Here is a 23,544-nt window from a genome sequence, read left to right on the forward strand (position 1 = left end):
AACGGCGAAACGGCCGGACAACAGCCCACCAGTCTACGTGGGCGGAAGCCGGCCGCTTACCACAGGCGGAGCGTGGAGTCAGCCCTTCTGGCTCGGATCCTTGTGACGCCGCTCCACGGGGCCGCGACGTACCGATCCGGGTGCGATCCAGTCCGCACGCCTCCTGGCACGCACCTTCGCGGCCTCGGAGGACTCCAGCTGGTAGGGCACCGAGGTCACCATCACGCCCGGCGTGAAGAGGAGCCTGCCCTTGAGCCGCAGCGCGCTCTGGTTGTGCAGCAGGTGCTCGTACCAGTGGCCGACCACGTACTCGGGGATGTAGACGCTGATGACGTCACGCGGGCGGTCCTTGCGCAGGCTCTTGACGTAGTCGATGACCGGCCGGGTCACCTCTCGGTAGGGCGAGTCGAGGATCTTCAGCGGGATGTCGATGCCACGCCGCTCCCAGTCGTTCCTGAGCGCCTTCGTCTCGTCCGGGTCGACGCTGATGGACAGCGCCTCCAGCTGGTCCGAGCGCACCAGCTTGGCGTACGCGAGTGCGCGCAGCGTGGGCCGGTGGAGCTTGGAGACCAGGACGATCGAGTGGACCCGCGAAGGCCTCACGGTGTCGTCGGACGGGGTGTCGGACGCGGCGATCTCCTCGGCGACCCGGTCGTAGTGCTTGCGGATCGCGGTCATCGTGCCGAAGAAGATCACCATGCCGAGCAGCGCGACCCAGGCGCCGTGGGTGAACTTGGTGGCCAGGACGACGACCAGGACCAGTCCGGTGAAGAACGCGCCGAAGGTGTTGATCGCCCGGGAGCGGACCATGTGCCGGCGCGCGGCCGGGTCCTTCTCGGTACGCAGATGGCGGTTCCAGTGCCGAACCATGCCGGTCTGGCTGAGCGTGAAGGAGACGAAGACACCGACGATGTAGAGCTGGATCAGCCGGGTCGAGTCGGCCCCGTAGATCCAGACGAGCAGGATCGCGGCCCCGGCGAGCAGGACGATGCCGTTGGAGAAGGCGAGCCGGTCACCGCGGGTGTGCAGCTGGCGGGGCAGGTAGCGGTCCTGGGCGAGGATCGAGCCGAGGAGCGGGAAGCCGTTGTACGCGGTGTTCGCGGCGAGGAAGAGCACGAGGGCGGTGGCCGCCGCGAGGAAGACGAAGAAGAACGTCCCGTCGCCGAAGACCGCCGCGGCGACCTGGGAGATGACCGGGTCCTGGGTGAAGCCCGCGCCGACAGCGACGCCGTTGTGGATCAGGTCCTTCGCCGGGTTCTCCGCCATCTTCACGTCGGTGGCCATGGCCAGGCCGATGATGCCGCAGAACATGGTGACGGCCAGCAGGCCCATCGCCGCGAGGGTGGTCGCGGCGTTCTTGCTCTTCGGCTTGCGGAAGGCGGGGACGCCGTTGCTGATCGCCTCGACGCCGGTGAGGGCCGCGCATCCGGAGGAGAAGGCGCGCAGGAGCAGGAAGACGAGGGCGAAGCCGGCGAGGCCCTGGTGCTCGGGCTTGATCTCGTAGTCGGAGGTGGGCGCGTGCATGGTGTCGCCGAGGGCCAGCCCCCGGATCGCGCCCCAGAGGATCATCACGAAGACCCCGGCCACGAACAGGTAGGTCGGGATGGCGAAGAGCTTGCCCGACTCCTTGACGCCCCGGAGGTTCATCAGCGTCAGCAGCACGATGGCGCCGATGGCGCAGAACGTCTTGTGCTCGATGACGAAGGGGATGGCGGAGCCGAGGTTCTCCACGCCCGAGGAGATCGACACGGCGACGGTGAGGACGTAGTCCACGAGGAGGGCGCTGGCGACGGTCAGACCGGCCTTGGGGCCGAGGTTGGTGTTGGCGACCTCGTAGTCGCCTCCCCCGCTCGGGTACGCGCGGACGTTCTGCCGGTACGAGGCGACGACCGTGAACATCAGGACCACGACCGCGACGGCGATCCACGGGCTGAAGTGGTATGCCGACACGCCCGCGATGGACAGCACGAGGAGGACTTCTCCAGGTGCGTACGCAACGGAGGACAGCGGGTCGGATGCGAAGACGGGGAGCGCGATGCGCTTGGGGAGGAGCGTCTCCCCCAGCTTGTCGCTGCGCAGCGCCCGGCCGATCAGGATCCGTTTGGGCACGTCGGTCAGTTTGGACACGGTGAGGATCGTAAGCGCTGCCGGGACACGCCGCCGAAGCACCACCCCCTCCGCACCCGGAAAACCTTCATAATTACCCGCCCTCACCGGAAAAGTCCATGGAATCCTTAACGAAATCCTTGCGGTGCGGGCCGGTCGTGGCCCTCGGTGGCTCCCCCTCCCGCCCAGCGGCTCGCCTCCCTTTGCTCATCGGCCCGCGGGATACGCACACTCGGATGAGGCGGTCCGGGCGCCGCCGCATAAGCTCATCCAAGGGCAACGCCGAAGGTGGTTGCCCCATTGTTTGCCCCGCAAGCTGAGAGAGAAGTGTGAGCAGGGTGTTTTCGCAGGTCATCCGGACGACCAGGACGGCGGGGTAGGCGCAAGGTGCACATCGTCATCATGGGCTGCGGGCGCGTCGGAGCCGCTCTCGCGCAGACCCTGGAGCAGCAGGGGCACACGGTCGCCGTGATCGACCAGGACCCCACGGCGTTCCGCCGGCTCGGTTCCGGCTTCGGCGGCAGGCGGGTCAGCGGGGTCGGCTTCGACCAGGACACCCTGCGCGAGGCCGGGATCGAGGAGGCCGGAGCGTTCGCGGCCGTCAGCAGCGGCGACAACTCCAACATCATCGCCGCCCGGGTGGCCCGCGAGATGTTCGGCATCGAGAACGTCGCGGCGCGCATCTACGACCCGCGGCGTGCCGAGGTCTATCAGCGTCTGGGTATCCCCACGGTCGCAACGGTCCGCTGGACGGCGGATCAGATGCTGCGGCGGCTGCTGCCGTCGGGCGCCGAGCCGCTGTGGCGCGACCCGAGCGGCGGTGTGCAGCTCGCGGAGGTGCACACCACACCGTCCTGGATCGGGCACAAGATCAGCACACTGCAGGAGGAGACGGGCGTCCGCGTCGCCTTCCTCACCCGGTTGGGTGAGGCCATACTGCCGACGTCGCAGACGGTTCTGCAGGAGGGCGACCTGGTCCACGTGATGATGCGTACGGACGAGATCGCGAAGGTCGAGGAGGCCTTTGCCGAAGGTCCCGAGGAGGGCGGTCACTGATGCGCGTCGCGATTGCCGGGGCCGGTGCGGTGGGCCGTTCCATCGCGGCCGAGCTCCTGGAGAACGGGCACGAGGTGCTGCTGATCGACAAGGCGCCGACCGCCATCTCGGTGGAGCGCGTCCCGATGGCCGAGTGGCTCCTCGCGGACGCCTGCGAGATCACGTCGCTCGACGAGGCGGCGCTGCAGCGCTGCAACGTCGTGATCGCCTCGACGGGTGACGACAAGGTCAACCTTGTCGTCTCACTGCTCGCGAAGACCGAGTACGGCGTCCCGCGGGTCGTGGCCCGCGTGAACAACCCGAAGAACGAGTGGCTGTTCAACGAGTCCTGGGGCGTCGATGTCGCGGTCTCCACTCCGCGTCTGATGTCCGCCCTGGTCGAGGAGGCGGTGAGCGTCGGCGATCTCGTCCGGCTGCTGCGCTTCAGCCACGGCGACGCCAACCTGGTCGAGCTGACACTGCCCCCGGAGTCGGCGCTGGCCGGCATCCGGGTGAGCGCTGTGGCCTGGCCCGAGGACACCTCGCTCGTCACGATCATCCGTGGCACCCGTGTGCTGACGCCGAGCCCCGAGGAGACCCTGGAGGCCGGTGACGAGCTGCTGTTCGTGGCCGCCCAGGCCCGCGAGGAGCAGCTCGAGGACCTGCTGTCGGTCCGCCGCGAGCCCACCGAGGACTGAGGCGGGGCTGAGGCGGGGCGTGCCCGAGCACGCTGAAGGGGCCCGGACCGTACGTCGATGACGTACGGGTCCGGGCCCCTTCCCGTGGGCGGCGGAGGAAGCCCCGGCCCGCCCGGACTCAGTCCGTACGGCGGTGCCTGGCGGGACCGGCGTCGCGCTCCGGGCCGGCGAAGCCCGTGGTCAGGTCCTGTTCGGCCTGTGCGAACCCGGGGGCCAGGCTGTCCTCGACCGCCTTGCGGGCCTTGCGGTCCTTCTCCGCCCGCTCCTCCGCCTCCATCTCCGCGAAGACGTCGATGGGCGGCGGCGCCTTGGCGAGGAAGACCCAGGTCAGATACACGGCGAGCAGGAACGGCGGGATCTTGAGCGCGACCAGCACCCATCCGAGCTGAGCGGTGTCGGCCCACCAGTACAGCGGGAAGAGGATCGCGCACTTGGCGAGCAGGATCAGCCCCCAGGCGTAACTCGCCTTGGCGTACGCCTTCTTACGGCCGGGGTTCCTGGTGCGCCAGGAGAGGTTCTCCTTGAAGACCGGGCCGAGGATCAGCCCGATCAGCGGAACCCCGGCGATCGTCGTGACGAGGTACGCGAGGGCGAGTCCGAGCGTGTAGATCATGCCCGGCAGGTAGAAGTCCTTGGCGTTGCCCGTCATCTTCGCGAAGAGCACACCGAAGGCCACGCCGAAGACGCCGCTGAAGGCGTGCTTGACGGTGTCCTTGCGGAGCAGCCGTACGACGACGAGGAGCAACGAGACGGCCAGCGCGGCGACCGCCGAGGCCGTCAGGTCCTTGTTGATGGTGAAGATCGTGACGAAGAGCAGCCCCGGCAGGACTGTCTCCACCATGCCGCGCACGCCGCCGAAGGCCTCGAAGAGCGCGGCTTCCGTGACCGCCTTCGCGTCGGCGTCCTGCTGGTCGGTGCGGTGGGGCTGGTCCGTTTCGGACGTCGGCTTGTCGAGAGACGTCACCGGCTACTCCTTGCCGAGCGGTCGGAGTTCGTATTTGGGATTGAACAGCACCCGGCGGCCGTGGCTCATGGCTACGCGGCCCGAAGCGATGAGCTTGCGGCCCGGCTCGATGCCGACGATGGAACGCCGGCCCAGCCAGACCACGTCGAGCGGCGCCGTGCCGTCGAAGAGCTCCGCCTCCAGGGCGGGCACTCCGGCACGCGGACGCAGGGTGACCGTCCGCAAGGTACCAGTGACCTTGACGATCTGACGGTCCGAGCACTCGGAAATGCGCGTGCAGCCCGAAGCGTGCGTGTCCTCCCGCAGCTCCTCGGACTCCAGGTCCTCCTGGGAGCTGGACAGCCGGTCGAGCATGCGGCGGAAGCGGCCGGACGGCCTCGGGGTCCCGCCTGACTTCTCGGATCGGGGAACAGCGCTCATACCCGAAGGGTACCGGTCTCCTGTGGTCCGGGCGGGCGGGGACAGATGCCACCCGAACGAGTGAGGCCGCTCACTCCGGAACGGACCGTCCCCGCTCGAAGCGGTAGCCCATGCCGGGCTCGGTCACGAAGTGCCTGGGGTGCGAGGGATCCGCCTCCAGCTTGCGGCGCAGCTGCGCCATGTAGACCCGCAGATAGTTGGTCTCGGTCCCGTACGAGGGCCCCCAGACCTCCTGGAGCAGCTGCTTCTGGCTGACGAGTCGCCCGGCGTTGCGGACGAGGACCTCCAGCAGGTGCCACTCGGTGGGCGTAAGCCGCACGTCGCGGCCCTCGCGGTGCACCTTCTTCGCCGACAGGTCGACGGTGAACCCCTCGGTCTCGACGAGCACCAGGTCGTCGCCGACGTCCTGGCCGACCGGTTCCGCCCGGCGTACGGCCGCGCGCAGACGGGCCAGCAGCTCGTCCATGCCGAACGGCTTGGTGACGTAGTCGTCGGCACCGGCGTCCAGCGCCTCGACCTTCTCGTCGGAGGTGTGCCGTGCGGAGAGCACGAGGATCGGCACCCGGGTCCAGCCGCGGAGGCCCCTGATCACCTCGACGCCGTCCATGTCCGGCAGCCCGAGGTCGAGGACGACGACGTCGGGGTGCCGTGCCGCCGCGAGCTGGAGGGCGGTCGCCCCGTCGGGCGCCGCGTCCACCTCGTACCTGCGCGCCTTCAGATTGATCACGAGGGCGCGCACGATCTGCGGCTCGTCGTCGACCACGAGCACCCGGGTCATCGCGGACCTGCCTTTCCTGAAAACGTGTACGGGGCGGGGGTGTGCCCCGGGGATCTCACGAGGCGACGCGCACGGGCGCGCCGGGTCCTGCCCGCACCTGCCCCGGCGCGGCCGTGAGCGTGAGGACCATGGTGAGACCGCCGCCCGGGGTGTCCTCGGCGTCCAGCGTGCCGCCCATCGACTCCACAAAACCGCGGGCGACGGCGAGCCCGAGGCCGACCCCGGCACCGCGCGGGGCGTCACCGTACCGCTGGAACGGCTCGAATATGCGTTCCTTGGCCTCGTCCGGGACTCCGCGGCCGCGGTCGGCCACCCTCAGCTCGACGCGTTCGCCCAGGGCGCTGGCGGCGACGGTGACGCGTTCCCTGCCGGGGCTGTACTTGACGGCGTTCTCCACGATGTTGGCGACCGCCCGCTCCAGCAGCCCGGGGTCCACGGCGACCATGGGCAGCGTCTCGGGGATGTCCAGGTCGACGCTGCCCTCGGGTACGCCGCCGAGGGCCATCGGGACGACCTCGTCGAGGTCGAGCTCGCGGATCAGCGGGGTAACCGTGCCGGTCTGCAGGCGCGACATGTCGAGCAGGTTGCCGACCAGGTGGTCCAGGCGGTCGGCGCCGTCCTCGATGGCCGCGAGGAGCTCCGCCTCGTCCGCGTCGGACCAGGAGACGTCATCGGAGCGCAGGGAGCTCACCGCGGCCTTGATGGCGGCCAGCGGGGTACGCAGGTCGTGGCTGACGGCGGCGAGCAGCGCGGTCCTGATCCGGTTGCCCTCGGCGAGCCGTCTGGCGGCCTCCGCCTCTCCCACCAGGCGCTGCCGGTCGAGCACCACGGCGGCCTGCGCGGCGAATGCGCCGAGGACCCGGCGGTCCTCCGCGGGCAGCACGCGGCCGGAGAGCGCCAGCGCCATGTGGTCGCCGACGGGCATGTCCACGTCCGCGTCGTCCGGCCGGGCCACCGGCGCGGGCCCGACGGATCCGGCGCAGGTCCAGGGCTCGACGTCGCTCTGCCGCTCCAGGAGGGCGACGGATTCCATGCCGAAGGTCTCGCGGACCCGGTCGAGCAGCGCGTCCAGGGCCGTCTCGCCCCGCAGGACGCTGCCGGCGAGCGTGGAGAGGATCTCCGACTCGGCGCGCAGCCGTGCGGCCTGGTGGGTGCGCCGGGCCGCCAGGTCGACCACGGAGGCGACCGCTACCGCCACCGCGAAGAAGATCACGATGGCGACGAAGTTCTCGGGGTCCTGGACGGTCAGGGTGTGGGTGGGCGGTGTGAACCAGTAGTTCAGGAGCAGGGAGCCCGCCGCGGCGGAGGCGAGCGCGGGGGCCAGGCCCCCGAGCAGCGCGGCGGCGACGGTCAGGAAGAGGAAGAGCAGGACATCGTTGGCGAGCCCCGGCCCGTTCTCCATTCCGTGCAGGAGCAGGGTCAGGAGGGCCGGTCCGCCGACGCCGGCGAGCCAGCCCGAGACGATCCGGGTGCGGCTGAGGCGGGCCCCGCGCGCGATCGGCAGCCCGCGCCCCTTGGCGACCTCCTCGTGCGTGACGATGTGCACGTCGAGGTCGGGGCCGGACTCGCGGGCGACGGTGGCGCCGACCCCGGGGCCGTAGATGTACTGCCAGGTCTTGCGGCGGCTGGAGCCGAGGACGATCTGGGTGGCGTTGACGCCCCGGGCGAACGCGAGGAGCGCCGAGGGTATGTCGTCGCCGATGACGTGGTGGAAGGTGCCCCCGAGGTCCTCCACGAGGGTGCGCTGGACTGCGAGTTCCTTGGGCGAGGCGGAGGTCAGTCCGTCGCTGCGGGCGATGTACACCGCGAGGATCTCGCTCCCGGAGCCCTTCGCGGCCATCCGGGAGGCGCGGCGGATGAGCGTACGGCCCTCCGGTCCGCCGGTCAGTCCGACGACGATGCGCTCGCGGGCCTGCCAGGGGGCGCTGATGTCGTGTTCGCCGCGGTACTGCTGGAGGTACTCGTCGACCCGGTCCGCGACCCAGAGGAGGGCGAGCTCGCGCAGGGCGGTGAGGTTGCCGGGGCGGAAGTAGTTGGACAGGGCGGCGTCGACCTTGTCCGACTGGTAGATGTTGCCGTGGGCCATACGCCGGCGCAGCGCCTGGGGCGACATGTCGACAAGCTCGATCTGATCGGCGCGCCGGGCGACCTCGTCGGGGATGGTCTCCTGCTGCCGCACCCCGGTTATCGACTCCACGACGTCGCCGAGGGACTCCAGGTGCTGGATGTTGACGGTGGACACCACGTCGATGCCGGCCTTGAGGAGTTCCTCGACGTCCTGCCAGCGCTTGGCGTTGCGGGAGCCGGGCACGTTGGTGTGGGCGAGCTCGTCCACGAGGGCGACCGCCGGGGCCCGTTCCAGGACGGCGTCGACGTCCATCTCGGCGAAGACGGCGGAGCGGTACTCGATGTCACGGCGCCGGATCTGCTCCAGGCCGTGCAGCAGCACCTCGGTGCGCGGACGGTCGTGGTGCTCGATGAACGCGACGACGCAGTCCGTGCCCCGCTCCACCCGCCGATGGGCTTCGGACAGCATCGCGTAGGTCTTGCCGACGCCGGGTGCCGCACCCAGATAGATCCGTAGCTTGCCGCGTCCCATGGCCCCATTGTCTTCCCTGAACCGGCCACCGCCGATACGGGGAGCCGGATTCGAAGCTACCCCGGGAATTCCTCGCACAAGGGCCGGAGGGGTGCGCCGGGGGTCCGTATTGACGGGATTCTGACGCGGCTCAGCAGGTCAGACGTGCTCGACGATGTGCCCGTCGCCGAGCTCCAGGACCCGGTCGGCGAAGCCGAGCAGCTGCGGGTCGTGGGTTGCGACCAGGACGGTGACGCCCTCGCTGCGCACGACGGCCCGCAGCAGCTGCATGACCGCGAGTCCGGTCTCCGCGTCGAGCTGCCCGGTGGGCTCGTCGGCGATCAGGAGGGCGGGCCGGTTGGCGAGCGCGCGGGCGATGGCCACACGCTGCTGCTGGCCGCCGGAGAGCTCTCCGGGGCGCTGCTGGGCGTGGTCGCCGAGGCCCACCAGGGAGAGCAGCAGCGCCACGCGTTCCTCGCGCTCGTGCGGATCGGTCCTGCGCAGGCGCATGGGCACGCCGACGTTCTCCGCCGCGGTCAGGATGGGGATCAGGCCGAACGACTGGAAGATGAAGCCGATCCTGTCCCGGCGAAGCTCCAGCAGCCCGTCCTCCCCGAGCCCGGAGAGGTCTGTGCCGCCGACGGTGATGCGGCCGCTGTCCGGTGTGTCGAGCCCGCCGACGAGGTTGAGCAGGGTGGTCTTGCCCGATCCCGAGCGGCCCTTGAGCGCGACGAGCTCTCCGCGCGGGATCTCGAAGGAGACTCCCCGCAGTGCGTGCACGGCGGCAGCGCCGGTCCCGTACGAGCGGTGCAGGTCCTCGACCCTCACCATGGGGCCGTCGGCCGGGCTCTCGGCCAGGGCCGTGCCGGTCTGTCCGTCGGTGCTCCGTGTCATCGCTCTCCCCCGTGCGTACGCCGCCGTGCGTGCCGCTCTCCTCAGGCAGCCGCCAGTATGTGCACGGGGTAGCCGGTGAGGCAATGGAAAGGCCGGTGGGCCGCGCCCCCTCCCCGGGGCGCGGCCCACCGGCCGGAGCGAACTGGGGTGCGCTCAGCGCACCTCGGTGATCTCGGGCCCGCGCTGGAGCTGGCCCATGCCACCGGAGAACTTCGAGCTCTCCTGGTCCTCCTGCTGCACACCCTCGGGCACCATCTGGGCGTCGTTGGGAAGCTTGAGGACGATCGGGTCACGCGGCGCCATCGGGCCGTCACCGCGCACGACGACGGTGTCCTGGAAGATCGTCTCCAGCAGCCCGGCGGCCTCCGGCTGGACGGCGCCCTGTCCGGAGATCACGCCGCGCAGGAACCAGCGCGGTCCGTCGACGCCGATGAAGCGCACCAGCTGTACGCCGTTCTTACCGTCAGGAAGCTGTACGGGGACCTGGGCGCGCAGTTCCCAGCCCAGCGGGCCCTCGACCTCGTCGATGATCCCGCCCTGCTGGGTGATGCCCGAGGCGATCTCCTCGCGCACCTCGCCCCAGATGCCCTCCTTCTTGGGAGCGGCGAATGCCTGCAGCTGGACCGCGCTGTCGCGCAGCACGACGGTCGCCGCGACGATCGCGTCACCCGCGACCTCCACCCGGAGCTCCATGCCCTCGACCCCGGGCACGAAGATGCCGCCCAGGTCCACCCGGCCCTCGCCGGGCTGCGAGACCTCGGAGATGTCCCACGGCCCGTCGGGGCGGGGGGCCGGCGGAAGGTTGGTACGGCGCGAGCCGCCCTCGGCGGTGTCGTCGAGCTCGTCGGCGACCTGCTCGGCCTCGCGCGCTTCGTCCGCCGTGTCCTTGGCGGAACCACTGTTCTTGCGACGTCCGAACACGTCAACGTCCTTCCCGGTCGGATACGACCGAAGCGTAGCTGTTCCCACCCTGGGTGTTACCGCCCGTGACGCCGTCCACGGCGGCGTGACCGCCGGTGGATCCGAAGCCCCCCTCGGCCCGCGCCGAGCCGGGGAGCTCCGTCACCTCGTGGAAGCGCACCTTCTCGACCTGCTGGACGACCAGTTGGGCAATCCGGTCGAACCGTTCGAACCTCACGGTCTCGCGTGGGTCGAGATTGACCACGATGACCTTGATCTCCCCACGGTACCCGGCATCGACCGTCCCTGGGGCGTTCACGAGAGCCACTCCGCAGCGGGCAGCGAGGCCGGAACGGGGGTGGACGAAGGCGGCGTAGCCGTCGGGCAGGGCGATCGACACCCCGGTGGGGAGCATCGCCCGCTCGCCCGGGGCGAGCTCGGCCGCCTCGGTGGTGACCAGATCGGCACCGGCGTCACCCGGGTGTCCGTAGCCGGGAATCGGCACGTCCGGGTCGACCCGGCGGATGAGTACGTCGACGGGGTGGCGCATCAGGGGTTCACCTCGAAGGCGCGGGCGCGCCTGACCTGGTTCGGATCGGACATCGCGGCCTGGATCTCCTCCGGCCGTCCGTTGTCGATGAAGTGGTCCACCTTGACCTCGATGAAGAGGGCTTCCGCACGGACCGCGACGGGCCCTTCGGGGCCGCCGGTCCGTCCCGTCGCACGGCAGTAGATCTTCCGGCCGTGCACCGCGGTGACTTCGGCCTCCAGGAAGAGCACCGTGTCGACGGGCACCGGCAGGACGTAGTCGGTCTCCAGCCGGCCGGTCACCGCGATGACCCGCAGCAGCCAGCTCAGCGCGCCGAGCGTCTCGTCCATCGCCGTGGCCAGGACACCGCCGTGCGCCAGCCCCGGAGCGCCCTGGTGGGCGGGCTTCACGGTGAACTCGGCGGTGACGCTCACGCCCTCTCCGGCCGTCGCCTGGAGATGCAGTCCGTGCGGCTGCCCGTCACCACAGCCGAAACAGTGTTCGTAGTGGGAGCCGAGGAGCTCACCGGGGGCGGGAGCATCGGGATGGCGGACAGGCTTCACCGCGCCGGCCGGGGGTGTCAGACGTGCAGATGTTCCACTCACAGCCGCAGACCTTACCCGCGCGGCCGACCGCGGGTCGCGCCGTGCCAAGCTTGCTTTCATGCAGCCTTCCGCACCTCCCTTCGACGAACGTCTCACCGCACCCCGCTCGTGGTGGCTCATCGCCTTCGGGATCGGCGTCGCCTGTGCGCTGATGTTCCTGCCGCTCGGTGCCCTGCCGATGCTCGGCGGCCTGGTCGCCGGTACGGCCGCGGCATGCGTGGGCGTGAGCTCGTACGGCTCCGCGCGCATCCGGGTCGTGGCGGACGCCCTCGTCGCCGGCGATGCCCGGATCCCTCTGGAAGCACTGGGGGACGCAGAGGTGCTGGACGGGGACGAGGCGCGCGCCTGGCGCTCGTACAAGGCGGATCCCCGGGCGTTCATGCTGCTGCGCAGCTACGTCCCGACGGCGGTGAGGGTGAAGGTCACGGACCCGGCCGACCCGACGCCGTATCTCTATCTGTCGACCCGGGAGCCGCAGGCTCTGGTGGCGGCCCTCGCGCCCGTACCCGCCTGAGCGGTCAGCGGCCGGGGTCGTCCAGGCCCTTGGGCAGTTCCTTGGCGGGCTCCACGGGCTGTTCCAGCGGGGGAAGCTCCGGGAGGCGGGCCCAGGGGACCTGGTTGCGTCGCAGGTCACTCCTGACCCGGTCGGCGAGCCTTCTGGTGTCCCGTCGGTTCATCAGCGCGCCGACGGCGGCACCGACCATGAACGGGATGAGGTTCGGCAGGTCGCGCACGGTGCGCTTCATGATCTGCTGGCGGAGTTCGCGCTTCATCTGCCCGCCCAGCGCCGCGTTGAGCGTGGTGGGACGTGAGACGTCGATGCCGCGCTCTTCCGTCCAGGCCGTCAGGTACGCGGTGCTGCGCTGGCCGAGGTTGCCCGGCGGGCGCCGGCCGTAGACCTCGTGGAGCTCGGCGACCAGCTTCATCTCGACGGCGGCGACTCCGGTGATCTCGGCTGCCAGCTCGGCGAGCATGGCAGGGGGTACGGGCATCATCGCCGCTGCCCCGATGCCCGCGCCGACGGTCGCGGTGGCGTTGCAGGCGCCCGCGACGAGCTTGTCGGCGAGCTGTTCCGGGCCGAGCCCCGGGAACTGTTTGCGCAGGGTGGCGAGGTCCCGCACAGGGACACGGGGTGCCATGTCGATGATGCGGTCGGCCACCATGCCGACGGCTGCCGTGGCGCTCTCCCGGCTCTTGCGTACGCCTCGTTTCAATTGGTGCAGGCGGCCGGAGCCCTTCGGGGACTCTGCCGGTCCGTCCTGCCCGGGCTCGGGTGACGGATCCGTCGCCCTCACCGCTTCGAGCGAGGCCGGACGGCCCCGCTCGTCGTCAGGTGGTGTGCCGGGAGAGGCAGGCAGGGCGGCCTGGTGCTCGGCAGTGGGGCTCTTGCCCTCTGCCGGGCCTGTGCCGCCCTGATGTGCCTCCGACGACTTCGTGCGCCGCAAGCGCCGCTTCCGGAACGGTGTGTCGCCTGCCACGGCCGGCCTGCCTCAGTCGCAGTCGCGGCAGATGGGCTGGCCGTTCTTCTCCCGCGCCAGCTGGCTCCGGTGGTGCACGAGGAAGCAGCTCATGCAGGTGAACTCATCGGCCTGCTTGGGCAGAACCCGCACGGCCAGCTCTTCGTTGGACAGGTCTGCGCCGGGCAGCTCCAGTCCTTCTGCCGCGTCGAACTCGTCCACGTCGACGGCGGATGCCGTCTTGTCGCTCCGACGAGCCTTGAGCTCTTCGAGGCTGTCCTGGTCCACGTCGTCGTCGGTCTTGCGTGGGGTGTCGTAATCCGTTGCCATGTCGCTCTCCCCCTCATGGGTGTCTGCGGTGTCTCAGCGCACGTAACGCGTGAGAGGCCGGACTTGTGCCCGACCTGAGGCGGAGATTTTGCCTCACATCAAGGTCTGTTACTCAATCGACACCCAACCGGATCCCTCGTGAGCGATCAGCTTGGGTGGCGATGGGGACCGTACACGGTCCGATTGCTGCAGTTCACGGGCGCCACCCCGTGTACTTCCCGTGATACCGACCCCCGGAAACCCGGACGTTTCCAGGCTTTCGGACAGAGTTGTGATCACGGAGAGTAGAGGGACCGGAATGCGCCCCTGTGATCGATCACACAAGGACGGAACGGAAACTGGGTTCGAAAATTCCGCCCAAAGCGAACAGAGCGATCCAATGCGGCTTCACACCCGAAGCCTCTCAGACAGGCAGGGTGACGCGCATCACGAGACCGCCGCCCTCGCGGGGCTCCGCGATGATACGGCCTCCGTGCGCCCGCGCGACGGAGCGCGCGATCGACAGGCCGAGTCCCACCCCCTTGTCGCTGCCCGTGCGCTCCGTGCGCAGCCGCCTGAACGGCTCGAAGAGGTTGTCGATCTCGTAGGCGGGCACCACGGGCCCGGTGTTCGAGACGGTCAGGAGCGCCTGTCCGTGCCGGAGCTCGGTGGTGGCCTCCACCCAGCCGCCCTCCGCCACGTTGTAGCGCACGGCGTTCTGCACGAGGTTCAGCGCGATCCGCTCCAGGAGTACCCCGTTGCCCTGGACGACCGCCTGGGCCCGCTCGCCGCGGACCTCGACACCCTTCGCCGCCGCCTCGGCCCTGGTCTGGTCGATGGCGCGGTCGGCGACCTCGGCCAGGTCCACGGGCTTGCGTTCGACGATCTGGTTGTCACTGCGGGCGAGCAGCAGCAGCCCTTCGACCAGCTGTTCGCTGCGCTCGTTGGTGGCCAGGAGCGTCTTGCCCAGCTGATGGAGCTCCGGTGAGGCCTCCGGATCGGAGAGATGGACCTCCAGGAGCGTGCGGTTGATCGCGAGGGGCGTACGCAGCTCGTGCGAGGCGTTACCCACGAACCGCTGCTGGGCGGTGAAGGCCCGCTCCAGACGGTCCAGCATCTCGTCGAAGGTGTCCGCGAGCTCCTTCAGCTCGTCGTCGGGGCCGTCCAGCTCGATCCGGCGGGAAAGATCCGTGCCCGCCACCCGGCGGGCGGTGCGGGTGATCCGGCCCAGCGGGGACAGGACGCGGCCCGCCATGGCGTAGCCGAAGGCGAAGGCGATGATGCTGAGGCCGACGAGGGCCAGCAGCGCCCTGTTCAGCAGGGAGTCGAGGGCGTGCTGGCGCTGCGCAGCCGTGCAGTCCTTGATCATCCCGTTCAGCTGGCTGTTGTTCAGCGCCGAGCTCAGCTGCGGACACATGTCGCTGGAGATCTGCACGTTGGTGCCCTTGACCTGGAATTCCAGGCCGCCCGCGTCGTGCAGGGCCTGTGCCGCCAACATGTAGATGATCGACAGCAGGAGGATGCCCGCGATCAGGAACATGCCGCCGTACAGCAGCGTGAGCCGTATCCGGATGGTCGGCCGCAGCCAGGGGTACGGGGACTCCTGCGCCTTGGGTTCCCAGGTCGGCTTCGGGGGTGCCTTCATGGGGCCGGGGGAAGCTGCCATCACGCCCTCAGATCCGGTATCCGGAGCCGGGGACGGTGACGATGACGGGCGGCTCGCCGAGCTTGCGGCGCAGGGTCATGACCGTCACCCGCACCACGTTGGTGAACGGGTCGGTGTTCTCGTCCCATGCCTTCTCCAGCAGCTGCTCGGCCGAGACGACCGCGCCCTCGCTTCGCATCAGGACCTCCAGGACGGCGAACTCCTTCGGGGCGAGCTGGATCTCCTGCTCGTCCCGGAAGACCTCGCGGCGGTTGGGGTCGAGCTTGATGCCGGCCCGCTCCAGCACGGGCGGCAGGGCGACCGTGGTGCGGCGCCCCAGGGCGCGCACCCGCGCCGTCAGCTCGCTGAAGGCGAACGGCTTGGGCAGGTAGTCGTCCGCACCGAGCTCCAGGCCTTCGACCCGGTCGCTGACGTCACCGGAGGCGGTGAGCATGAGCACCCGGGTGGGCATGCCGAGCTCGACGATCTTGCGGCAGACGTCGTCCCCGTGCACCACCGGAAGGTCCCGGTCCAGCACGACGACGTCGTAGTCGTTCACTCCGACGCGCTCGAGGGCCGCCGCTCCGTCGTAGACGACGTCGACGGCCATGGCCTCCCGGCGCAGCCCGGTGGCCACCGCATCGGCGAGCAGCTGCTCGTCCTCGACGACGAGTACGCGCACGGCGCAGTCCTTCCCTAGATCTTCGAAAAAACGGCGAGTGGCCCTTGTTCCGGCCGCTCGCAGCACGTCAGCGGCACCGACTGTGCGCGTCCATCCTGCCCGTAACGCGCATAAACCGGCGGTAAGACGGCGCGGTCCCGTTCGCCGCTCCAGGGAATTGCGCGGATTTCCACGACAGTTGAGGTTTCTCGCGGGCGGGCGGCGGGGAGGACGCTCTCACACCCGCGATCACGCCCTGCATGTGGCGTACCACAGCCCGTCCTGCTTCCAGAGGGACTGCGTGATCACCCGCACTCCGGCCCACGGACCGGAGGACCACCGGGCACACCCCCGTGCCACCGACCCACGACGAGGGGGCGCTTCATGGACGCTTTCACCGCAGGTCTGCTGCAACGAATCAAGACCACCGAGTCCGACCTCACGAAGGCTCGCGAGACGGGCGACGACTTCCTCGCGGATGTCGAGCAGGGAGAGCTTGACGACCTGCACCGCCTCGCCGCCGAGCACGGCGTGGAAATCGGCGCCACAAGCGTCTGAGCTGCCACGAGAGGGCCCCGGGAGCCGTAGTGGCTCTCCGGGGCCCTCTCTCGTGCCCGCATCCTCCCAGGGGGCCGCAACGGGCTCAGGGAGGGCCTACGTCAGTCGTGCCAGGCGCCCAGTTCCTCCAGGAGCGCCTGCAGCGGCTCGAAGACGCCGGGGGTCGCCGCGACCGTCAGGTCTCCGTCGGCCGGCCTGCCCGGCCGTCCCCCGGTGAGGGCTCCCGCCTCCCGGGCGATGAGATCGCCCGCCGCGACGTCCCACGGGTGCAGTCCGCGCTCGTAGTAGCCGTCGAGCCGGCCGGCCGCCACGTCGCACAGGTCGACGGCCGCGGATCCCCCGCGGCGGATGTCACGCAGCCGCGGGATGAGCTGCTGGGCCACGGCGGCCTGATGGGTGCGTACCTCGGTGACGTAGTTGAAGCCGGTCGACACCAGGGCCTGGTCGAAGGGGGCCGTGGGGCGGCAGCGCAGCGCGTCGCCGTTCCCGTACGCGCCGCCGCCGAGCACCGCGTGGAACGTCTCGCGCCGCATCGGGGCCTCGACGACGCCCACGACCCGTTCGCCGTCCCGCTCGGCCGCGATGGAGACGGACCAGGTCGGAAGTCCGTAGAGGTAGTTCACCGTGCCGTCGAGCGGGTCGATGACCCACCGGATGCCGCTGGTGCCCTCGGCGCTGGCGCCCTCCTCGCCGAGGAAGCCGTCGGCGGGACGGTGCTCGGAGAGGTAGCCGGTGATCAGCTTCTCCGCCCGGATGTCCATCTCCGTGACGACGTCGATAGGGCTGGACTTCGTCGCGGCCACCCCGAGGTCGGCGGGGCGGCCGTCACGCAGGAGCGCGCCCGCCCGGCGGGCCGCCTCCAGGGCGAGGTCGAGCAGTTCGGACAGGAGGGGGTCGGTCACAACGCTCCATAGGTGGTTCGCGGGCCGGGCGGGCCTGTCGGCGCCCGCCCGGCAGGGGATGCGGACGGCGGCTAGAACGGGCTGTCGGCGCCCGCGGCAGCCGGCTTGGGGGCCCTGGCCGGGCAGCAGCCGACCGGACACAGGTCGTGGGAGGGGCCGAGCGCCCCCAGGGCGCACGGCGTGACCGGGCGGTCCTGCTCGGCGGCGGCGCGCTCCAGGAGGAGCTCGCGCACGGCGGCGGCGAACCGGGGGTCCGCGCCCACCGTCGCGGAACGGCGCACGGGCAGTCCGAGCTCGGCGGCCTTCGCGGTGGCCTCCGTGTCGAGGTCGTACAGCACTTCCATGTGGTCCGACACGAAGCCGATGGGGGCCATGACGACCGCCGGGACCCCGTCGCCGTGGAGCGTCTCCAGGTGGTCGCAGATGTCGGGCTCCAGCCACGGGATGTGCGGGGCGCCGCTGCGCGACTGGTAGACGAGCTGCCACGGGTGTTCGACGCCGGTCTCCTCCCGCACGGTCTCGGTGATCAGCCGGGCGACCTCCAGGTGCTCGGCCACGTAGGAGCCCCCGTCGCCGTGGGTCTCCACCGGCCCGGAGGTGTCGGCCGCCGCCACGGGGATGGAGTGGGTGCTGAACGCGAGGTGCGCCCCCGCCCTGACGTCCTCGGGGAGGTCGGCCAGCGATGCCAGCACGCCGTCCACCATGGGCCGCACGAACCCGGGGTGGTTGAAGTAGTGCCGGAGCTTGTCCACCCGGGGCACCGGGAGCCCTTCCGCCTCCAGCGTGGACAGCGACTCGGCCAGATTCTCGCGGTACTGACGGCAACCGGAGTACGAGGCGTAGGCGCTGGTGGCGAGCACGGCGATCCGGCGGTGGCCGTCCGTGACCATCTCCCGCAGGGTGTCGGTCAGGTACGGAGCCCAGTTGCGGTTGCCCCAGTACACCGGGAGTTCGAGGCCGTGTTCCGCGAAGTCCTTGCGCAGTGCGTCCAGCAGCGCCCTGTTCTGGGCGTTGATCGGGCTCACGCCGGCGAAGAGGAAGTAGTGCTTGCCGACCTCCTTGAGCCGTTCCTCGGGGATGCCCCGGCCACGCGTCACGTTCGCCAGGAACGGGACCACGTCGTCGGGACCTTCGGGACCACCGAAGGAGAGCAGCAGCAGGGCGTCGTAGGGAGCGGGACCGCGCAGATCGGACATGCACCCGATCCTGCCACCCGCCTCCGACAGTGCGGCACCCGCCGTCGGCGGGTCCGCCGCGCCGTAAGCTGTATCGGCCACTCATACACCTGACAGGCTTTCCCGGAGCGCCCCTTGCCCAGCCCCTACCGCGCCATCTTCGCCGCCCCCGGGACCCTGCGGTTCTCGGCGGCGGGATTCTTCGGCCGGATGCCGCTGGCCATGATGGGCATCGGCGTCGTGACGATGGTGTCCCAGATGACCGGCCGCTACGGGCTGGCCGGAGCCCTCTCCGCCACGCTCGCCATGGCGGCGGCCGTGATGGGCCCGCAGGTCTCCCGGCTGGTCGACCGGTACGGACAGCGGCGTGTGCTGCGCCCGGTCACCCTGGTCGCGGCGGCGGCGGTCGCGGGGCTCCTGGTCTGCGCCCAGCAGCGGCTGCCGGACTGGACCCTGTTCGTCTTCGCGGCCGGCGCGGGCTGCGTGCCCAGCATGGGCTCGATGGTCCGGGCCCGGTGGGCGGAGATCTACCGGGGCTCCGGCCGCCGGCTGCACACGGCGTACTCCTGGGAGTCGATCGTCGACGAGGTGTGCTTCATCTTCGGGCCCATCGTCTCCATCGGTCTGTCCACCGCGTGGTTCCCCGAAGCCGGCCCCCTGGTCGCGGGTGTGTTCCTCGTGACCGGCGTCTTCTGGCTGACGGCCCAGCGGGCCACCGAACCCAGGCCGCACCCGAAGGAGCACCACACGGGCGGCTCCGCCCTCGGCTCGCCCGGGCTCCAGGTGCTGGTGACCGCCTTCGTCGCCACCGGGGCGATCTTCGGAGCGGTCGACGTGGTGACCGTGGCCTTCGCCGAGGAGCGCGGCCACAAGGCGGCGGCCAGCCTCGTGCTCGCCGTCTACGCCCTGGGGTCCTGCCTCGCCGGTGCCGTCTTCGGGCTGGTGCATCTGCGGGGGAAGCCGTCCACCCGGTGGCTGCTGGGGGTGTGCGCGATGGCCGTGAGTATGATCCCCCTCCAACTGGCCGGGAGCCTGCCGTTCCTGGCCGTGGCGCTCTTTGTCGCGGGCCTCGCCATCGCACCGACGATGGTCACCACGATGGCCCTCGTCGAACAGCACGTACCGCGCACCCAGCTCACCGAGGGCATGACCTGGACCAGCACCGGCCTCGCCGTCGGAGTGGCTCTCGGCTCCTCCGCCGCAGGTTGGGTGGTGGACGCCTCCGGGGCCGGGGCGGGGTACGCGGTGCCCGCCGTGGCGGGAGCGCTCGCGGCCGCGGTGGCGTTCCTGGGACATCGCCGGCTCGCGGAGCCGGTCCCTAGGGGAGGGCGCGGGGAAGATGACCGACACCTACGCAAGGACGGCGAACACGTGGCGTAACTGGGCGGGCAACGTCACCGCCCGGCCGGCACGCGTGGAGTCCCCCGCCTCCGTCGACGAGCTCGCCGACGTGCTCCGCAGGGCGTCCGAGGAGGGCCTGACGGTCAAGCCGGTCGGCACCGGTCATTCGTTCACCGCGACCGCCGCCACCGATGGCGTCCTCATACGGCCGGATCTGCTCACCGGCATCCGTTCCGTCGACCGCCGGGCGATGACCGTGACCGTCGAGGCGGGCGCCCCGCTGAAGCGTCTCAACGCCGTACTCGCCCGCGAGGGGCTCTCCCTCACCAACATGGGCGACATCATGGAGCAGACGGTCGCCGGGGCCGTCTCGACCGGCACCCACGGCACCGGCCGCGACTCGGCATCTGTGTCCGCGCAGATCCGCGCGCTGGAGATGGTCACGGCAGACGGCACGGTGCTGCGCTGCTCGGCCGACGAGCACCCGGACGTGTTCGCGGCGGCCCGGATCGGGCTCGGGGCGCTCGGCGTGATCACCGCGGTCACCTTCGCGGTGGAACCGGTCTTCCTGTTGACGGCCCGCGAGGAGCCGATGACCTTCGACCGGGTCACGGCCGAATTCGATGAGCTCGTCGCGGAGAACGAGCACTTCGAGTTCTACTGGTTCCCCCACACCGGCAACTGCAACACCAAGCGCAACAACAGGAGCGCGGGCCCCACCGCTCCGCCCGGGCGGGTGAGCGGCTGGATCGAGGACGAGCTCCTCTCCAACGGCATCTTCCAGGTCGCGTGTTCGCTCGGCCGGGCGGTCCCCGGGGCCATCCCCTCCATCGCCAGGATCTCCAGCCGCGCCCTGTCCGCCCGTACGTACACCGACATCCCGTACAAGGTGTTCACCAGTCCGAGGCGGGTGCGCTTCGTCGAGATGGAGTACGCCCTGCCGCGCGAGGCGGCGGTCGAGGCACTGCGTGAACTCAAGGCGATGGTGGAGCGCTCGCCGCTGCGGATCAGCTTTCCGGTGGAGGTCCGCACGGCGCCCGCGGACGACATCGCGCTCTCCACGGCCTCGGGCCGGGAGAGCGCGTACATCGCGGTGCATCTGTACCGGGGCACGCCGTACCAGGCGTACTTCACCGCCGTCGAGCGGATCATGACGGGGTACGACGGCCGCCCGCACTGGGGCAAGATCCACACCCGTGACGCCGGCTACCTGGCCGGGAGCTATCCACGGTTCGGCGAGTTCACCGCCGTACGCGACCGCCTCGACCCGGACCGGCTGTTCGCCAACGACTATCTGCGCCGCGTGCTCGGGGACTGAGCGGGGCGGTTCGCACACCCGGGGGCCGGTTCACCGGTCCGTGTCGCTCCCGGCCGTGTCCCCGCCCTGCTGGTCCGGGGCCTCGTCGGCCCCGGTCGGGTCCGGTGCGGCCGGTGTGGTGCCGGCGTCGCCCGGTTCCGCAGGGGTGGTGGCTTCCGGGGTCGTGGCCCCGCCGGACGGCGAGGGCGTGGGCGCGGGGTCGGTGGTCGGGCCGTCGCCGCCCGAGGGATCCGGCTCCGTGCTCCCGCCGTCGCCCTGGCCGGTGCCGGGCGATGTCGAGCTCCCGCTGCCGGGCGCGTTCCTGTCGTCCCCCTGTTCCCCGTCGTCCCCCTGGCCCGTGCTGTCCGAGGGTGAGGGGGAGGGGGAGGGCGAGGTCGTCCCGCCGTGGCGTTCGCCGCTCACGACGGTGCCGATGGTGGTCCTCCCGTCGCCTCCCAGATCATGGCCGGAGACCATTTCGTACGCGGTGATGCCGGCCATGGACAGGACGAAGACCCCCGTGGCCGCGAGGACCGAACGCTTCCAGCCGCGGACGCGGGTGCCGTGCGTACGGGCGTCGGAGTAGGAGCCGTCCGTGAGCGCGTCGCCGGGGCGCGGGCCGCCCGGGGACGGACCGTCGAGGGCCGGGCCCCCGGGATACGCACCGCCGGGGTCGGCCTCCCCCGGCCGCACCTGTCGCAGCACCGTGGTGCGGTCCGCGTCGGGCCCCACCGTGCGCAGGACCCGCGTCGCATCGTCCTCCGGCCCCTGCGGGCCGGAAAGCGTCTCCCGCGTGTGCACGGTCACCTGACGGCCCGCAGGGTGCTTCACCTGAACGGTGACTTCGCGGATCTGTTCGCCGGTGCGCCGGAAGAAATGCTGGAAGACCGAGCCTCCGCAGGTGGCCACTACGCTCATCACACCGGCACCGGCGATGGTTCCGTAGACGCCGAGCTGTGAGGCCATCACCGCCGCCGCGACCGCCGCGACGGCACTGCCCGCAACCTGCGGGAGGCTCAGATCTATGCGCCTTTCCTTGCCTTCCGCACCACTCTGCGGCTTCTGAACCATGATCAGCCCCTGCTCGACAACTACCCCACCTTGCACCAGGAAGGGACATTTGAGCGAATCAAATAGTTCCGATCCTGGAGATTTTGTGAAGCAGCACACGCATTGAGGGCATACCGCAGACATCCGGGTGACCCAACTCCCGTACCCGGTGAGAACTTCGGCGGCGCGCCGGTCCACCCGCGTGGCCCGAATGGAGTACTGTGGCGAGCCCTGGGGCCGGACTCCCACACGGGTATCCGGGACCTACGGGAGGGGGCCGAAGGACGGCACCCGTACCGGCGGCGCCGCGGCATCGCACGGGCGCCTGCTACATGGAGCGACCAACCGGTCGCTCCGCGTCGTAAACAGGTAACCGTGCCATCCTGGTGCTCCAGGGCCAAGGCCCGACACGCCGGGTAACTTGGCAAGGTTGTGGCAGGCTGAACCCGGGCAGGTCACACTCGACTAGCGGAAGCAGCGACGCACGTGACGTCGGCAGGCACCACCCGGGAGGTTCCCATGCCCGAACTGCGTGTCGTGGCCGTCTCAAACGACGGCACACGACTGGTGCTCAAGGCTGCGGACAGCACGGAGTACACGCTTCCGATCGATGAGCGGCTGCGTGCCGCCGTGCGCAATGACCGCGCCCGGCTCGGCCAGATCGAGATCGAGGTGGAGAGTCATCTCCGCCCCCGCGACATCCAGGCGCGCATACGCGCCGGCGCCTCCGCCGAGGAGGTCGCCCAGTTCGCCGGCATCCCGGTGGACCGGGTACGCCGCTTCGAGGGCCCTGTGCTCGCGGAGCGCGCGTTCATGGCCGAGCGCGCCCGGAAGACTCCTGTGCGCCGTCCTGGCGAGAACACCGGGCCCCAGCTCGGCGAGGCGGTGCAGGAGCGGCTGCTGCTGCGCGGAGCCGACAGGGAGACCGTCCAGTGGGACTCCTGGCGCCGGGACGACGGTACCTGGGAGGTCCTCCTGGTCTACCGCGTCGCGGGCGAACCGCACTCCGCGAGCTGGACGTACGACCCGCCGAGGCGGCTCGTGCAGGCCGTGGACGAGGAGGCGCGCTCGCTGATCGGCGAGACCGACGACGTCGCGGCTCCGGAGCCGAGCTTCCCGTTCGTACCCCGGATCGCGCGGCTGCCGCGCGACCGGCCGCTGGACCGTGCGCTGGACCGGCAGATCGAGCGTCCCGCTCCCCCCGCACCGGAGCCGGAGGAGCGCGTGAGCGGCGTGTCCGCCGGCGAACGCGACTCACTGACCAGCCTCCTGGAGGCGGTGCCGAGCTTCCGTGGCGACATGGTCGTCCCGGAGCGGCCTTCGCAGCCCGAGCCGCCCGCCCTCGAGCCCGCGCAGCAGGAGGAGCCCGAGGCCGACGAGCCCCCGGCAGCGGCGGCGTCCGCAGGTGCGGGTTCCGCCTATGCCGATGTACTGATGCCTCGCGCGGTGGCGGGCCACCGCGACAGGCTGACCGGGACGACCGACCGCCAGGCCGAGGCGGACGGAGTGCGTCCGGGCCGCCGGGCGGCGGTGCCGAGCTGGGACGAGATCGTCTTCGGCACACGCCGGAAGAAGCAGGACTGAAGGCCGGGTGAGCATGGCATGAGGAGGGCCCGCACGCAGCCGCGTGCGGGCCCTCGCT

At 70.8% G+C, this 23,544-nt stretch carries 23 protein-coding genes; 7 read left to right on the forward strand and 16 right to left on the reverse strand.

The genetic code is table 11. The features are described from left to right. Positions 1-78 precede the first annotated feature (78 nt). Positions 79-2,127, reverse strand: a complete 2,049-nt coding sequence (locus ACIQM3_RS34780) for an APC family permease (RefSeq protein ID WP_401631648.1) — start codon at positions 2,125-2,127, stop codon at positions 79-81. Between the two features lie 366 nt (positions 2,128-2,493). Between ACIQM3_RS34780 and ACIQM3_RS34785 the strand changes: the two genes are divergently transcribed. Then, entirely contained in the window at positions 2,494-3,162 is a 669-nt protein-coding gene (locus ACIQM3_RS34785) for a TrkA family potassium uptake protein (protein ID WP_014153600.1), read from the forward strand. Next, complete coding sequence (locus ACIQM3_RS34790; RefSeq protein ID WP_401631651.1) at positions 3,162-3,839, forward strand: potassium channel family protein; 678 nt, start codon at positions 3,162-3,164, stop codon at positions 3,837-3,839. Before ACIQM3_RS34785 ends, ACIQM3_RS34790 begins: the two co-directional genes overlap by 1 nt. Before the next feature lie 118 nt (positions 3,840-3,957). Here the strand turns inward: ACIQM3_RS34790 and ACIQM3_RS34795 are convergent, their stop codons facing one another. From ACIQM3_RS34795 to ACIQM3_RS34830, 8 genes are all read right to left on the reverse strand, one after another. Further along, positions 3,958-4,803, reverse strand: a complete 846-nt coding sequence (locus ACIQM3_RS34795) for a DUF3159 domain-containing protein (RefSeq protein WP_401631654.1) — start codon at positions 4,801-4,803, stop codon at positions 3,958-3,960. Positions 4,804-4,806: 3 nt separating this feature from the next. Beyond that, the gene (locus ACIQM3_RS34800; protein ID WP_401631656.1) at positions 4,807-5,223 is read right to left on the reverse strand and encodes an OB-fold nucleic acid binding domain-containing protein; all 417 of its coding nucleotides are present in this window, start codon (positions 5,221-5,223) and stop codon (positions 4,807-4,809) included. Positions 5,224-5,293: 70 nt separating this feature from the next. Next, positions 5,294-6,001 carry a response regulator gene (locus ACIQM3_RS34805; RefSeq protein WP_401631659.1) on the reverse strand — a complete coding sequence of 236 codons (708 nt, stop codon included), beginning with the start codon at positions 5,999-6,001 and terminating at the stop codon, positions 5,294-5,296. A gap of 55 nt (positions 6,002-6,056) precedes the next feature. Beyond that, positions 6,057-8,600, reverse strand: a complete 2,544-nt coding sequence (locus ACIQM3_RS34810; protein WP_401631662.1) for an ATP-binding protein — start codon at positions 8,598-8,600, stop codon at positions 6,057-6,059. A gap of 138 nt (positions 8,601-8,738) precedes the next feature. Further along, on the reverse strand, positions 8,739-9,473 hold the full coding sequence (locus ACIQM3_RS34815) for an ABC transporter ATP-binding protein (RefSeq protein WP_401631664.1): 735 nt from the start codon (positions 9,471-9,473) through the stop codon (positions 8,739-8,741). A 153-nt stretch (positions 9,474-9,626) separates the two neighbouring features. Beyond that, positions 9,627-10,394: a DUF3710 domain-containing protein gene (locus tag ACIQM3_RS34820; RefSeq protein ID WP_401631667.1), complete on the reverse strand. Its 768-nt coding sequence runs from the start codon at positions 10,392-10,394 to the stop codon at positions 9,627-9,629. 1 nt (position 10,395) lies between these two features. Next, positions 10,396-10,923: a dUTP diphosphatase gene (dut, locus tag ACIQM3_RS34825; protein WP_401631670.1), complete on the reverse strand. Its 528-nt coding sequence runs from the start codon at positions 10,921-10,923 to the stop codon at positions 10,396-10,398. Continuing rightward, positions 10,923-11,507: a PaaI family thioesterase gene (locus ACIQM3_RS34830; protein ID WP_401631673.1), complete on the reverse strand. Its 585-nt coding sequence runs from the start codon at positions 11,505-11,507 to the stop codon at positions 10,923-10,925. The genes dut and ACIQM3_RS34830 overlap by 1 nt, the downstream gene beginning before the upstream one ends. Before the next feature lie 58 nt (positions 11,508-11,565). On the opposite strand from ACIQM3_RS34830, the gene ACIQM3_RS34835 reads away from it, so the two are divergent. Then, positions 11,566-12,021, forward strand: coding sequence for a DUF3093 domain-containing protein (locus tag ACIQM3_RS34835; protein ID WP_401631675.1), 456 nt, complete (start codon positions 11,566-11,568; stop codon positions 12,019-12,021). Positions 12,022-12,025: 4 nt separating this feature from the next. Here ACIQM3_RS34835 and ACIQM3_RS34840 read toward each other — a convergent pair whose 3' ends face one another. From ACIQM3_RS34840 to ACIQM3_RS34855, 4 genes are all read right to left on the reverse strand, one after another. Next, a complete protein-coding gene (locus tag ACIQM3_RS34840) occupies positions 12,026-12,985 on the reverse strand; it encodes a hypothetical protein (RefSeq protein ID WP_401631678.1) in 960 nt (319 codons plus the stop codon). A gap of 12 nt (positions 12,986-12,997) precedes the next feature. Then, entirely contained in the window at positions 12,998-13,294 is a 297-nt protein-coding gene (locus ACIQM3_RS34845; RefSeq protein WP_003965732.1) for a DUF4193 domain-containing protein, read from the reverse strand. A gap of 403 nt (positions 13,295-13,697) precedes the next feature. After that, positions 13,698-14,939 (reverse strand): HAMP domain-containing sensor histidine kinase, encoded by a 1,242-nt coding sequence (locus tag ACIQM3_RS34850; RefSeq protein WP_104789627.1) that lies wholly within the window; start codon positions 14,937-14,939, stop codon positions 13,698-13,700. Positions 14,940-14,946: 7 nt separating this feature from the next. After that, on the reverse strand, positions 14,947-15,600 hold the full coding sequence (locus ACIQM3_RS34855) for a response regulator transcription factor (protein WP_031089418.1): 654 nt from the start codon (positions 15,598-15,600) through the stop codon (positions 14,947-14,949). A gap of 363 nt (positions 15,601-15,963) precedes the next feature. On the opposite strand from ACIQM3_RS34855, the gene ACIQM3_RS34860 reads away from it, so the two are divergent. Next, entirely contained in the window at positions 15,964-16,137 is a 174-nt protein-coding gene (locus tag ACIQM3_RS34860; protein ID WP_176740391.1) for a hypothetical protein, read from the forward strand. Between the two features lie 101 nt (positions 16,138-16,238). On the opposite strand, the gene ACIQM3_RS34865 is transcribed toward ACIQM3_RS34860, so the two are convergent. After that, positions 16,239-17,039, reverse strand: coding sequence for an inositol monophosphatase family protein (locus ACIQM3_RS34865; protein ID WP_401631682.1), 801 nt, complete (start codon positions 17,037-17,039; stop codon positions 16,239-16,241). Between the two features lie 71 nt (positions 17,040-17,110). Then, positions 17,111-18,235, reverse strand: coding sequence for a ferrochelatase (locus ACIQM3_RS34870; RefSeq protein WP_401631685.1), 1,125 nt, complete (start codon positions 18,233-18,235; stop codon positions 17,111-17,113). Positions 18,236-18,349: 114 nt separating this feature from the next. Between ACIQM3_RS34870 and ACIQM3_RS34875 the strand changes: the two genes are divergently transcribed. Next, positions 18,350-19,594 carry an MFS transporter gene (locus ACIQM3_RS34875; RefSeq protein ID WP_401631687.1) on the forward strand — a complete coding sequence of 415 codons (1,245 nt, stop codon included), beginning with the start codon at positions 18,350-18,352 and terminating at the stop codon, positions 19,592-19,594. After that, positions 19,554-20,873, forward strand: a complete 1,320-nt coding sequence (locus ACIQM3_RS34880; protein WP_401631689.1) for a D-arabinono-1,4-lactone oxidase — start codon at positions 19,554-19,556, stop codon at positions 20,871-20,873. Before ACIQM3_RS34875 ends, ACIQM3_RS34880 begins: the two co-directional genes overlap by 41 nt. A gap of 30 nt (positions 20,874-20,903) precedes the next feature. Here ACIQM3_RS34880 and ACIQM3_RS34885 read toward each other — a convergent pair whose 3' ends face one another. Further along, positions 20,904-21,923: a hypothetical protein gene (locus ACIQM3_RS34885; RefSeq protein WP_401631691.1), complete on the reverse strand. Its 1,020-nt coding sequence runs from the start codon at positions 21,921-21,923 to the stop codon at positions 20,904-20,906. Between the two features lie 498 nt (positions 21,924-22,421). Here ACIQM3_RS34885 and sepH point away from each other — a divergent pair, with 498 nt between their 5' ends. Then, the gene (sepH, locus tag ACIQM3_RS34890; RefSeq protein WP_104789620.1) at positions 22,422-23,486 is read left to right on the forward strand and encodes a septation protein SepH; all 1,065 of its coding nucleotides are present in this window, start codon (positions 22,422-22,424) and stop codon (positions 23,484-23,486) included. The last annotated feature ends 58 nt before the right edge of the window (positions 23,487-23,544 follow it).

Origin of the sequence: Streptomyces sp. NPDC091271, assembly GCF_044757505.1 — a bacterium.
Lineage (GTDB): Bacteria > Actinomycetota > Actinomycetes > Streptomycetales > Streptomycetaceae > Streptomyces.

Bases quoted from the DNA above. Each gene is read 5' to 3' on its own strand.
- ACIQM3_RS34790 (WP_401631651.1), top strand. From the start codon at position 3,162: ATGCGCGTCGCGATTGCCGGGGCCGGTGCGGTGGGCCGTTCCATCGCG.
- ACIQM3_RS34800 (WP_401631656.1), bottom strand. From the start codon at position 5,223: ATGAGCGCTGTTCCCCGATCCGAGAAGTCAGGCGGGACCCCGAGGCCG.
- ACIQM3_RS34805 (WP_401631659.1), bottom strand. From the start codon at position 6,001: ATGACCCGGGTGCTCGTGGTCGACGACGAGCCGCAGATCGTGCGCGCC.
- ACIQM3_RS34810 (WP_401631662.1), bottom strand. From the start codon at position 8,600: ATGGGACGCGGCAAGCTACGGATCTATCTGGGTGCGGCACCCGGCGTC.
- ACIQM3_RS34815 (WP_401631664.1), bottom strand. From the start codon at position 9,473: ATGACACGGAGCACCGACGGACAGACCGGCACGGCCCTGGCCGAGAGC.
- dut (WP_401631670.1), bottom strand. From the start codon at position 10,923: ATGCGCCACCCCGTCGACGTACTCATCCGCCGGGTCGACCCGGACGTG.
- ACIQM3_RS34835 (WP_401631675.1), top strand. From the start codon at position 11,566: ATGCAGCCTTCCGCACCTCCCTTCGACGAACGTCTCACCGCACCCCGC.
- ACIQM3_RS34845 (WP_003965732.1), bottom strand. From the start codon at position 13,294: ATGGCAACGGATTACGACACCCCACGCAAGACCGACGACGACGTGGAC.
- ACIQM3_RS34850 (WP_104789627.1), bottom strand. From the start codon at position 14,939: ATGGCAGCTTCCCCCGGCCCCATGAAGGCACCCCCGAAGCCGACCTGG.
- ACIQM3_RS34860 (WP_176740391.1), top strand. From the start codon at position 15,964: ATGGACGCTTTCACCGCAGGTCTGCTGCAACGAATCAAGACCACCGAG.
- ACIQM3_RS34870 (WP_401631685.1), bottom strand. From the start codon at position 18,235: ATGTCCGATCTGCGCGGTCCCGCTCCCTACGACGCCCTGCTGCTGCTC.
- ACIQM3_RS34880 (WP_401631689.1), top strand. From the start codon at position 19,554: ATGACCGACACCTACGCAAGGACGGCGAACACGTGGCGTAACTGGGCG.
- ACIQM3_RS34885 (WP_401631691.1), bottom strand. From the start codon at position 21,923: ATGGTTCAGAAGCCGCAGAGTGGTGCGGAAGGCAAGGAAAGGCGCATA.
- sepH (WP_104789620.1), top strand. From the start codon at position 22,422: ATGCCCGAACTGCGTGTCGTGGCCGTCTCAAACGACGGCACACGACTG.